At 41.7% G+C, this 11,454-nt stretch carries 9 protein-coding genes; all 9 read right to left on the bottom strand.

Features of this window, described 5'->3' with window-relative positions; genetic code table 11:
• The coding region (locus QZ375_RS12320) for a hypothetical protein (RefSeq protein WP_295219558.1) at nt 1-624 on the bottom strand (624 nt) is incomplete at its 3' end.
• 290 nt (nt 625-914) lie between these two features.
• Complete coding sequence (locus QZ375_RS12315; protein WP_295219557.1) at nt 915-1,853, bottom strand: zinc ribbon domain-containing protein; 939 nt, start codon at nt 1,851-1,853, stop codon at nt 915-917.
• Nucleotides 1,854-1,949: 96 nt separating this feature from the next.
• On the bottom strand, nt 1,950-3,203 hold the full coding sequence (locus tag QZ375_RS12310) for a hypothetical protein (RefSeq protein ID WP_295219556.1): 1,254 nt from the start codon (nt 3,201-3,203) through the stop codon (nt 1,950-1,952).
• Nucleotides 3,204-3,793: 590 nt separating this feature from the next.
• The gene (locus QZ375_RS12305; RefSeq protein ID WP_295219555.1) at nt 3,794-7,063 is read right to left on the bottom strand and encodes a protein kinase; all 3,270 of its coding nucleotides are present in this window, start codon (nt 7,061-7,063) and stop codon (nt 3,794-3,796) included.
• A 106-nt stretch (nt 7,064-7,169) separates the two neighbouring features.
• Nucleotides 7,170-7,403 carry a DeoR family transcriptional regulator gene (locus tag QZ375_RS12300; protein ID WP_295219554.1) on the bottom strand — a complete coding sequence of 78 codons (234 nt, stop codon included), beginning with the start codon at nt 7,401-7,403 and terminating at the stop codon, nt 7,170-7,172.
• Nucleotides 7,390-7,815, bottom strand: coding sequence for a hypothetical protein (locus QZ375_RS12295; RefSeq protein WP_295219553.1), 426 nt, complete (start codon nt 7,813-7,815; stop codon nt 7,390-7,392). The genes QZ375_RS12300 and QZ375_RS12295 overlap by 14 nt, the downstream gene beginning before the upstream one ends.
• 127 nt (nt 7,816-7,942) lie before the next feature.
• The gene (locus QZ375_RS12290; protein ID WP_295219552.1) at nt 7,943-9,175 is read right to left on the bottom strand and encodes a hypothetical protein; all 1,233 of its coding nucleotides are present in this window, start codon (nt 9,173-9,175) and stop codon (nt 7,943-7,945) included.
• Nucleotides 9,176-9,301: 126 nt separating this feature from the next.
• On the bottom strand, nt 9,302-10,771 hold the full coding sequence (locus tag QZ375_RS12285; RefSeq protein WP_295219551.1) for a phage/plasmid primase, P4 family: 1,470 nt from the start codon (nt 10,769-10,771) through the stop codon (nt 9,302-9,304).
• Between the two features lie 250 nt (nt 10,772-11,021).
• Nucleotides 11,022-11,210 (bottom strand): hypothetical protein, encoded by a 189-nt coding sequence (locus tag QZ375_RS12280; protein ID WP_295219550.1) that lies wholly within the window; start codon nt 11,208-11,210, stop codon nt 11,022-11,024.
• Nucleotides 11,211-11,454: the final 244 nt, after the last annotated feature.

The raw sequence follows: 11,454 nt of genomic DNA, 5'->3' as shown, positions 1-11,454 counted from the left end.
GTTTCCCTCGCTTTTATCCGCATTATTCTTAAAAGATACTAAACAGGCTCTAAGAAGATCCGCAAAATCAAGGTGATGTTTAAAAGCATCGTCAATAATAAAATCATTACTTATTAGGTGATGCTTGTTAAGAACGGCTCTCATATATTCATTGATTTCTTCCGGGACACTGCCATGCTTTATTTTTATGTCCTGGAAGATTGTTTTATAATCAAAGCCGAACTCCTCATCCAAATCTTTCTGATCTTCTTCATAAAGGTAGTCATAGCTTACAAAGCTGCTAAAGACATTTTCAATGATAGGTTTATCAGCATCTATAACAGTTACAACCATATCGCAACCTGCCCAGTCATTCATATCAGCTTTGTAGACAATCTCATACCAGCTGTCTTCATCTTCCATGTCACCAAGCATAGTAACACAAAATCTTCTAAAATAGTACTGTCCCTGTTCAGAGTAAATCTCCTTGCAGGTGTGTGTAAACTCCTTGAAGATATACCCGTTCCAAACAATAAATGTGAATACAATATCACAATCTCCATTTTCACCCGGAACAACTTCAATTCTGCTTAACTGTGCTGGATAGCATTCCTCAACCTCAAACCATTTCTCATTTGTGACCATAGTGATTTACCTACACTTTCAAATATATTCAGCTTGTTGCTGTAAATATATTCTACCATAACAGAGATGTAATTTGTAAAAATGACTTCCATTCCTGATAGAAAAAGTCAGAAAGGAATATAATGCTTGTTTCGATTATTTCTGCAGATCATCAATTTCTGAAATTCTATTTTTCTATTATTCTCTTGCGTTTTTAACATGAGTATTCCGCTTTTTATCAATCACGTAAATATCCTTTTATCAAAATGAGGAGTTGTCTGTATCTATGCATTCAGCTCCTCAACTACATTTTAATAAGAAGGTGCGTAGCTATAATAACCAGCATCTAAAGTTCCTGTACTATAGCTATACAATGGTGCAGTATCAGAAAAATCATAAGACTCTATCATGGGGCCAACTTCAATATATTCATCCATCATAGAATTACCAGAATCAAAATAAGTCGATGTTTCAAGAAGATGATTTGCATCCAGGGATAGTTCCAGGATGGTTTGCATCCCCATCACTCCCATACTTGCATATAATTTTCCATCCTTTTCCCGCAGAACTGTATGCCCTGCTCCCATATCACCGCAGTATAAAATGTCACTGCCATCAATTGTCCAGACTTTATAGACAGCATCGGCTTCGCAGCTTCCCAGGTAAAGAATCAATTCGCAAACATTATCCCCATTGATATCATAGAGAAAATAATCCCGATTCGCAGAATTCTGATTTAACATATCCGCCTCAGATAAAATGTGAATCCCATAAGCACTATAATAATCTACCACATCTCCCATTTGTTCTGTAGTGACAGCTATTGTAGTTGTAGTGACCTCTGCTGTAGTCGTTGATGATGTTGTTTCTGTTGTATCTGATGTTGTCAAAGTGGTTGTTTCTGCCTGTAATGCGGTTGTTTCCAAAAAAACCGTAGATGTATCCGTTGTCTGCACAGCAATCATTTCGCTGGTATCCTTATGTTCATTTTTCAGCAGAAGTATTCCAACAACAGCAGCCAGAACAAACACAAGTACGATCAATATCACAAGAATAACAATCAAAATAGAATTCTTTTTCTTCATAGGATAACTTCCTGCATTCGGCGACTCCTGTCTTGCCGCATCCTCTATCACAGGCTCTGCTTCCACAGTTTGCTCTGTATCACATTCCAATTCCAGTACAGCGCCGCAAAGGAAACAGCTTTCCGCATTGTCCTCTAATTCCACACCGCAATTCGGGCAAATCAAAATATATTCCTCCTGTCATTTGTATGCTTTTTCAAAATAATCGTCCCAGTTTCACACCGCAGTTCGGACAAATCAAGTTTTCTCATTCATTTGGTTTTAATATTTGCACTTGATGGTGCAGGCCTTTTTATAATCGACACCAGTAAATTCGCTAATGGTAAATTCAATGCAGCCATCACCGTCTACATCCTTTCCTTTTACCTTCGTATCATAATCAGTTGAACTGCTGTTTCTCTCATAAATTTCACTCTCAGCAGCAGTTGTTTCTTCACTTACGCCGTCTTCACTTTCTATGAGATAAACAGTGGTATGATCTCCGGCGCTGAAATACAGAAAACCAGTTGAAGTTCCCTCTGTATGTAAAAATCCAACGCTGCCTGCCTTGCATTCATGTTCACACGCCATGGCACCACCCATGGTATCCGGTTCAATTGTCAATGTACTTCCACCGAAAATTGCACCGATCAATTTAATCAAAAGAACCAGAACGAGAATCACCGCAATTACAATGGGCACGATTTTTTTCCACTGCTTCTTGAAAAAAGCAATCCAATCGTCCTTACGCATTTCCTTTGCAGTTTTCAGCATTTTTCCTGTCTTTTGCTTTACCGCATCCGCATCCATATTTTGAACGCTCTGCACACCCTTAGAAACTGCACTCTTGATTACGTCCGTATCTATGCCATGCAGACTCTGTACAGTACCCTTTGCAGCCGACTGTGCCCCAGACAGCATTTCCATCCCCTTTTCTTTCAGATTCGCACCATGAAGTCCCACGGTTGAACCCGAAGGAACACGATATGTCATGCTTACATTCTCCAGACATGTCTTCATCAGTTCCTTCATATCTTCCTGTTCGCCAACAAATTGAATTGTATAAAGATCGGTTCCGATAAAGCGTTCCAATTCCTGAAAAATACCATCCCACTTCACATCCCGGAACTGAAATGGAGAAATCCATTCATCAATGTATCTGTTCTGAAGCTTAGAAGTGTCAAATACTTTCCCATTTACTGTGATTTTTGTTGTAAGCGGTTCTCTTTTATAGAGAATTACAACTTTGTTGTTCATTCCGGCAACACGAACCGCTGTATCCTTTAGGGCAGTCCTCAGCACCTCAAGTTCTTTTTCTGCACCATCAAACTGAATCTGAAATTCCTCTGTTTCTCCGACAAAAGATCTCAGTTCGTCATAGATTCCATTCCAGCGAATATTTTTTACAATGAACGGATATGCCCAATCGGAAATCTCCTTGCCATTGATCCGGGATGTATCAAATACCCGCTCACCAACCGTGATCTGCGTTTCAAAGGTATCGGAATCATATTTGATCTTTACTGTTTTTCCCATAATAAAAACCTCGCTTTTTTATTTTTTCACAGAAAGAGATTCTGTGTTTTTGCACATGAAACACATATTTCTACCTTATTCAAGATGTATTCTATGTATAAATGGAATTTCATCAAGATTCAGTGTATATTCTTATTATAAGTCATATTTGTTCTGCTGTCAAGTTGTTTTTCCACTTTTAAGATGTTTGTTTTAGAATATGCTTATAAGTCTACGGATTTTTATTATACTCACAGCCATGGTCATACGCCTGTCCGTTCAGAAATAATTTACAAAACAAGAGACAACAGACTCCAAAAAAGAACTGTTGCCTCAAGGGTACAGTAAGGGTGTAGAACATACATTCCACCCTGCCCTATCCTCATTCTAACCTAAAGAGGTAGCCACGTAATCTCGATAAAGAATCGAAATTACGTGGCTTTTAGAAGCGTAACAATTTTGCCGCGCAGCATCACTTCTACAACATCGACACGTTTCCCACAAATAGCCATCACAACATTGCTACGCCTATTTAAATGGCATATGATACTACGCACAAAACGCTTCCACTTCTTCCGTAAAGCTATCCTACATCCAATACATACATTTTTTCAATCCGCACAAAGTTCCGACAGCTGCTCTGCCAGTTCATCCAATCCATTTTCCCAACAGATAGCAGCCGCACGATCATACCACTGCACTGCTATTTCTCGTTCCCCGAAAGCAGCATAGTGATCTCCCATAATGGCAACTGGTTCAATCAACGCTCTGCCATTTTCCTCACAGCAAGCTTCGTAGATCTTCACCCCCTGATTCGCATATTGAAAGCACAGGTCACGATCTTCTAAAAACCGCAGTGCCACTGAATATTCCATACAACTCTCAGCCACAGTCAGATGCTGTTCCCCATGTACAGCAATCAGAGCGTGAATCGACTTTTCCATGGGTCCCTTTGCCTGAATCAGGTAGCTCGTATCCTCTGTATGCTGCCATATCGTAACCAGACCATCATAATAGCTTCGCAGATCATCCGCTGTTTCCGCATGTTCTGCCCCATAGTACGTTTCTGCCAACGCACATGCATTCTTGAAATTCCCAATGGATTCGCTGTAATTTCCAAGTTTCAAGTTACAAATTGCAAATGCAACATAAACTGAAATATCATGAACAGAATCTTCCCCATAAATCTCATCTAGCTTCCGCTTTGTCTTTTGATGGTACACAATGGCTTTCTCATAGACACCGGCAACCAGATACATGCTTGCCATGTCACTGTATAAATCCGCCAGATTTTCTGCATCATCTGCAAATTCCACTTCATGTTCAGACAGATATTTTTCCATATACTCCGTACCTGTCTTTGCATAGGACATTGCCGCTTCTGTATCCTCAAAACTGTTTTCTATCCATGCAAAATTGCTGTATGCCTCTGCGATCCGACGGTCATCTTTCTCATATTCCGCAAGCTGCAATAACGTTTGTGCTTCCTGCATTACACCAGTATAATTCTGGGTATCAATCGCCTGCATAAGCCGTGTATTACAGAGCATCCTTGTACTGTCTTTCACATCCTCCATTGCTGCAATTTTCGCGTTGTATTCTTCTGCACATTCAGCGTCACCAAGCTTCATCGCAATTGTGCCGGAAAACAAATACAGATTCAAAAGCTTTTCCTGATCTTCCGGTGCGATTTCCTGTAAAATATCCTGTTCCCTTTGCAGGCAATATAACGCTTTCCCGTAGTTATCTTCTCCCAGATACACCGGATAGTTCATCTTATCAAAAAAATCCGCCAATGGCAGAGATTTTCCATGGATATTCTGTGTCATATGTTCCAGCCAGCAGATATTCCGCTTTCTCTCATCAGCATTCCCCAGATCATCAATATTTGCTGCAATTACCGCTCCATTGGATACAAGAGTTTCGCATTGAACGCAGTCCGGTTGCAGTTGATTACATAACACCTCTGAAATCAACGGATGCAATACAATGCACTGCACGCCATCCAGGTCATATGCCTGCACCCAACCACCAGAGATCACAGACTGCAATGCCGTTGTTTCTTCTGCATTCCATTCACATAGCTCATTCAAATATTTCATGACAATGGGATTAGGCCCGATGAGTGCCAGATTCCGCAGTACTTGTTTTTCCGTATCGTCCAGTCCCAGAATGGTAAACAATGTTTCGATGTGAACATATGCTGTGTTATTCCGCAATCTCCCGTCTTTCAGATGCTTGATCTTTCCGGAACTGCTGCTGATTCCCGCGTGTTCCAACTTCTCATACATTTGCGTTGGTGTCACGGAAAGTATCTGCATCTGCTTTGCAATCAGCTCGACTGCCATAGTGTGACCCTGTAATGCAATGAGAATATTCTCAATGGCATCTCCTTCCGGTTCCGATATATCTTCTTTGTAGTAATGCGTGACGATCTGATACAAATCCGCATATTCCTCCAGGACATCCACCTCATATTGCGGAAATACCTCTGCGTAATCCACTCTGGAAGTGATCAGAAACTTGCATGGCAAAGACGTGATCTCATCAAGAAAGTCGCACTCCTCTGCATCAAAGTTATCCAGAATGATCAGATGCCTTGGCGTGCAGATTTTTCGTAACACCTGCAACTTTCGTGCAAAATATGCCGCATCAGTCTCTTCCTCAGAACGCTGACAATTCACAATGGGCAAGTTACTGTCCAGAATCACAGAATCCAGAAACGTACCGTAATACCGCATGAAAACAACCGCATCATATTCCTTTGCATATCGTCTGGCATACTGCTTTGCCAGTTCAGATTTTCCGATACCTCCGATGCCATGCAGAATCAGGAAATTCGTTTCCTCCTGCAATATTCCATGTATCTCAGAAATCTCCCGATCACGGCCGCAGAAGAAATTAGTTCCCATGGGGAGAACTGTTTTCAGATAGGGCTTCGGTTTCTGGAATTCTTGAACAAACGCTTCCAGCACCTCTGAAATTTCCGTGCAGGAGCTGTAACGACCACGGATATCGGAACAAAGTGTCCAGTGCAGAAGTTCCGTTACCATCCGCCGGCATTCCGGACTTTCCTCTGCCAGAATACTACCCTGCATCTCCGTTTCCCATGAGGCATGTTTTCTCCGGTCTGACAACTGCGGATTCCGATGGAACAGCAAATACAACAGCAATGCACCGATAGCGTAAATATCAGATGCAGTTCCAATCTTCGCATACTTTCCCTGCAACACTTCCGGGGCTGCCCATTGCTCTGTAAAGGACAACCACTCCGGATGCTCCAGCAATTCTTCCGATCTGACCGCACTGTCAAAATCAAACAGCATGACCAGTTCCGGTGTTTCCGGGTAGAGGAAGATATTCTCCGGCTTCAAGTCCAGATACAAATACCCCTGCCGATGAAGATTGGCGATCTGCTGGGTGACTGCTTTCACAACACGAAAAATATCATACAATGTCAGATCATTCACCTTAGAAAGACACATGCCGTTCTGACAGCTCATGGCGATATATTTTGTGTTGTTGCCCTCATAGATGCCCTGAATATTGCTGATGCTGTTCATACTCTCCGGAATCTGACGAAACATCAGCTGCTTCTGGTAGCCCTGTGTGAAGTGCTCCAGCAATGCATCCAATCTCGCACGCTGTTCTTCTGGAACAGAAAGACTGTTATCGGATTCTCTGGTAATCTCCAATTCTGCCGGATAGCACTCTTTCAGCCGCACCGGAAAGCTGTTCCCCTCTGCATCGTTGTATACAGCTGTGTAGACAATACAACTGGAGCCAATTCCCACAAGTTCTGTGATTCGAAAAGAAAATGCTTTGCTGGTACCGACTTCGTTCAGCGTGATCATTTCCTGCAAGGAAAGTGCTTGTTTCATCCTGTCACCCCCTGTCATTTTTTTCATTATACTACAAAAAGAACAAAATTGCAAGAAAAAGCATGTCACCTGCATCCAATCGACACAGGCAACATGCTCTTTTCCTTTACTTTGTATTCTTTTGTAGCAAGAAGCAGTTCTTCTCTTTTTTGTAGATCAGAACATATTCCGATTCCGGGCTGGAATTACAGAAAAAGCACCGGATCTCCTGCAAATCCCGATAAATCGTCTTTGTGGACACATGATAGTCATCGCACATCTGGCGAACCTGCAATTCTTCCTGCTGAAACAGGCGCAGGAAGATAGAGAGAATCCGCTGCGTTCGGTTAAAATGATACATCGTCATAAGCATCCTGAATCAGATCTATCTGGTTTTGCAGGCAGTCCCTCAGTTCTTCCAAAGTCTGAAAGCGATTTGGAATATGTGTACACAATGTTCTTCGGAAAAACGGTTCAAACTGACTTTGAAATACCGCAAATCTTCTTCGTTCAAACCATGTTACTGGTTTTCCGGTAAGGCGAAAGTAAAGATAACTTCCCACCAGAAAAACATAGGCTGTTTCTGCGGCAATGGATATATTTGTTCTGCATTCCGGTGCAAGCAGTGACGTAATCGGCTGAACAGATTGGAAAAAATTGTTTTCATGTATCCGAATAAATTCTGAAACAGATAGATTTTCTGTATCCGATAAAATCACATCTATGAGTTCACATCCATCCTGCAAAATCGCAGATAATGCATTCTGATTCATCTGGTTTCCTCCTTTCCTCTGGGATGCTTTCAGTATATCTCAAGTGAAAAAATCTTTGTAAAAATGACTTTTGGACAGAAAAAACCGGCTACAGCTTATGGACTGTAACCGGTCATTCTTGTATTTTCTAAAAGTTCTCATCTAACGGTGCAACATAATATGCCTGCATGGCATTCTGGAATTCCTGCAATGGGTCCGGCTGATTGGCGCAGTGCAATATCAGCCAGTCATAGGGATTTCTGGCGTAGAATGGCGGATAACCGCAGGTAGTGAGCAGATCGTTGGTCTCCTCCACAAATGTTAGAAAATCCTCCTCCATCACAAAAAAATCACCATGTCTTTTCAGTGTTTCTGATTTCATATCGGCAAAATAACTGTAAAAGTTCAGCAGAATCAGTGCTTTCCGCATGGCATCATAGGAAACCTTCTTCCGATGCTGTATATTGGACAGCTGCATTTTCAATGGAAAATTGGACTTGATCAGTTCCGGAAATTGTGCAGCTTTTGCGAAAGACTGGCTCTTGTCTTCCTTGGCATAGCTTAACAGGTCTACGCCCAGCAGCATGAACAGCAACAAGTCAATGTTCTTCTTTTTCCCGATATGCCGGCTTTCCTCCTCCAGTTCGGGACAGCATTGGTACAGTTGGGATGCAAGCTCGGTACATTCCTCCAGCAACTGATTGGCATAGCCATAAGCCGTCTGATTGACACTGAGAAATTCGTAGCTGTGCCTCTGGAAATACTGCAGCAGTTCTTCCTCTGTATGAATAGTTTTCAGTTCTGTTCCAATTTGTTTCGTAAAGGCATATGCGGATTCATGGGTATTTGTTTCTGCTTGTTTCAGGATAGCATCCGCTTTTTCCTGTAATGTCAATGCAGTGGGATAATCCAGATGATTCAGCAGGCAGTAGAAGTAAATCGCTTCATTGGCAATCCGAAAATTAAAGGGGCATTCAAAATAAACGTGCAGGAAGAAATCCGTCGTTTCCTCCAATGTACATCCCAATGCAAAACACAGCCGGAATACATTTTCCCGGCTTCTCTGTTCCGAAATGGGGCGCTTATCTGTAAACCAGCTTTTGATCACTGCGGGATTCAGTGGGACATGATTTTGCAGACATTGTTCCTTGAGGAATGCAGTTTTTTCTGCTACAGATGTCACATCTCCGAAAAAGCCATGCTGCTGGATGCATTCTGTCAAACCATCGGAAAAACTTTTGAATGCGTAATTCCCGGAAAGAAAATCCTCCGTCAGTTCTTCCGTTTCATCGTCGAGAAACGTGTAATTGAAATCCATGATCTTGTCCAGACACATCCGTGTCATGGCGCCTACATTCTCATATAAATTCTCCGGCTGCATGGCTTTTCCCTCCTCTTGGATATGATTCTATTGTATCAGATTTTTACAAGAAAATCAAGTGGGAACAAAAAGAGGATACATGCCGAAACACGTATCCCCCATTCTGATTATTTATCCAAATCTTCGTTATTTCTTGAATGTCATTCCTACAAAATAATAACTGTCACTGTTCTTTCTCTTGGCTACGTCCAATGCCTCATCTGCAATAATCTGATCCAGCAGCTTAAAGAATTTTGCCTTCGTCATATTGTTATACTGTCTGGTATAATGATTTTCTCTGCAGAATCTCTCGAATTTTGGAAATAGTTCTGATGATTTCACTTTTACCTTGCTGTCTATGCCCCGGATCAGAAGACATTCATTGAGAAATGCCATGACAATATTGTGTTCCTTCTTAAAGCGTTCCTTTGCCTGTTCGCATACCGTAGAATAGGAAAAATGGAAGTCATTTTCCCAGAGGCGAAGCAGTCCTTCCAGCGCAAAATTGAAAATACCGGAACATTCCTGCGTCAGTGTACCTTCCAGATAAATATCCTGATACTGCTTATTTTCATCCTTTTCTTCCCCTGGAATCAGCTTGTAATAATGCTGATTAAATGGCACAATAATCAGTCTTCTGTAAAACCCTTCGCTGTTGTCATCCGTCTGGAACATCTCATTGGCAAGCAGGATATACTTGCAGTAGATTTCTGTTGTATATGCATCCTTGAACTTTTTCTCCACCTCCACAGAATCACCGCCTGTCAGTGCCTTGAGATCGGCAGTGGAGTAAATCTTTTCGGACTTGGTTTCAGAGGAAATATTCAATAGCTTTCTGTCCAGATTCTGTTTTGCAAATTTATCGCCGCTCAGTTTGTCCAACGCAATTGCCGACACATTCTGATCCCCCAGCATATGCTTGATGACGGATGCCAGCAGTGACTTTCCATTCGAGCCGTTTCCCAGAAATACCACCAGATACTGCATACACTTCTCATAGAACAGACACGCACCCATGATTTCCTGTATCAGGGCAATTCTTTCGTTATCCCCGTCAAAAATATCATTGAGAAATTCCCGAAACGCCGGACACTTTGCCTCCTCATCATAATCATAAGGCAGTCTGAAATTGCAGAAATAGGCCGGAGAAGGTTCCAATACTTCTACTTCCTCACCAGAGAAGTCCACAATACAGTTATTGAATTGCAATATCCCTGCCTGGTCACCGGAAATCTGGAACTGCTCCACCTTATTTCTGAAATATGCCATGTACTGTTTTTCCATGGACGATCTCCAGACTTCTTCGGATGCCTCTTCCATGATGTAGAAGAAGATTTTCTTGTATTTCTCATAGGTCAACAGGTCATAATGTTTTGCCTTGTAATTGTAGAACCAGATCCCCTCCTCATTTTCTCTGGCAGTGACACGAGTCATAGCGTACTTGATGAACTGATTGGCAGCAATGATCGGCTTGTCATTTTTGTCAAAAGATATGCCTCTGTCAGCAAACTGGATTTCCTTCATCTCCTCCGACAACTCACCATGATTGTCACGGCGCATTTTCTCAATTTTCTTGTCTTTCTTGACATAGTGCTTGGGATGAAAAAATGAATTCATATGGTGCTTTCCTTCCTACCCTTCCGGGATTTCAGTGTTTGTGTAGCCATGTCTCCTTGGCTACAATCCCAGTATATCATAGGAGAAATTGGATTTGTAAAAATGACTTTTGAGTTTTCATGCCACTGATGCCATTGTGGCGTGAGTGGTATGACTTTTCAATTTTCTCTACACAAAAAGTGCGAAAAAAGAAAAACGAGGCACCATATCCGATACCTCGCTTCCTATCACATGCAGTATAATTGATTCATTATACAGCTTTTCTGAAACTTCTATCATGATTGGCAAGCTGTTTCGCACATTGTTGTGCTCCCGACTTGCTAAAGTATTTTACAGGAATATTTCTGGTTTTAGCCAGATTTATAACAGGCATAGATTGCTGATGATGCAATCCATTTACCTGAATCCAGATTTCATCCGCATATTCAAATGCTGCCACGTTTGTTTTCACATCCGGCTTACAGAATGTAACATCCGGTAAGCAACTACGTATTTTCTTCTGCCATGATTGCTGACCGCCAATACAGACAATGCGGCGATCTGTATGATACGGAAACTGGATCGACATCTCATTCGATTGCACATTGCCTTCATGATTCTCTAAATGATATACATACTCTCGAAGATCAACTAGTGTACCGACACGATGATATATGAACTAAAAATCATACGCATCAAAGCTC

The organism is Ruminococcus sp. (genome assembly GCF_019417665.1).
In the GTDB taxonomy this organism is placed as follows: Bacteria; Bacillota; Clostridia; order Oscillospirales; family Ruminococcaceae; genus Ruminococcus_C.
Note: the sequence above shows the minus strand (reverse complement) of the source record. Positions and strands in the feature narration are given on the sequence as shown.

What these genes read in the sequence shown, in the direction of transcription:
- QZ375_RS12310 (WP_295219556.1), bottom strand. Translation starts at nt 3,203, where the DNA reads ATGGGAAAAACAGTAAAGATCAAATATGATTCCGATACCTTTGAAACG.
- QZ375_RS12305 (WP_295219555.1), bottom strand. Translation starts at nt 7,063, where the DNA reads ATGAAACAAGCACTTTCCTTGCAGGAAATGATCACGCTGAACGAAGTC.
- QZ375_RS12300 (WP_295219554.1), bottom strand. Translation starts at nt 7,403, where the DNA reads ATGTATCATTTTAACCGAACGCAGCGGATTCTCTCTATCTTCCTGCGC.
- QZ375_RS12295 (WP_295219553.1), bottom strand. Translation starts at nt 7,815, where the DNA reads ATGAATCAGAATGCATTATCTGCGATTTTGCAGGATGGATGTGAACTC.
- QZ375_RS12290 (WP_295219552.1), bottom strand. Translation starts at nt 9,175, where the DNA reads ATGCAGCCGGAGAATTTATATGAGAATGTAGGCGCCATGACACGGATG.
- QZ375_RS12285 (WP_295219551.1), bottom strand. Translation starts at nt 10,771, where the DNA reads ATGAATTCATTTTTTCATCCCAAGCACTATGTCAAGAAAGACAAGAAA.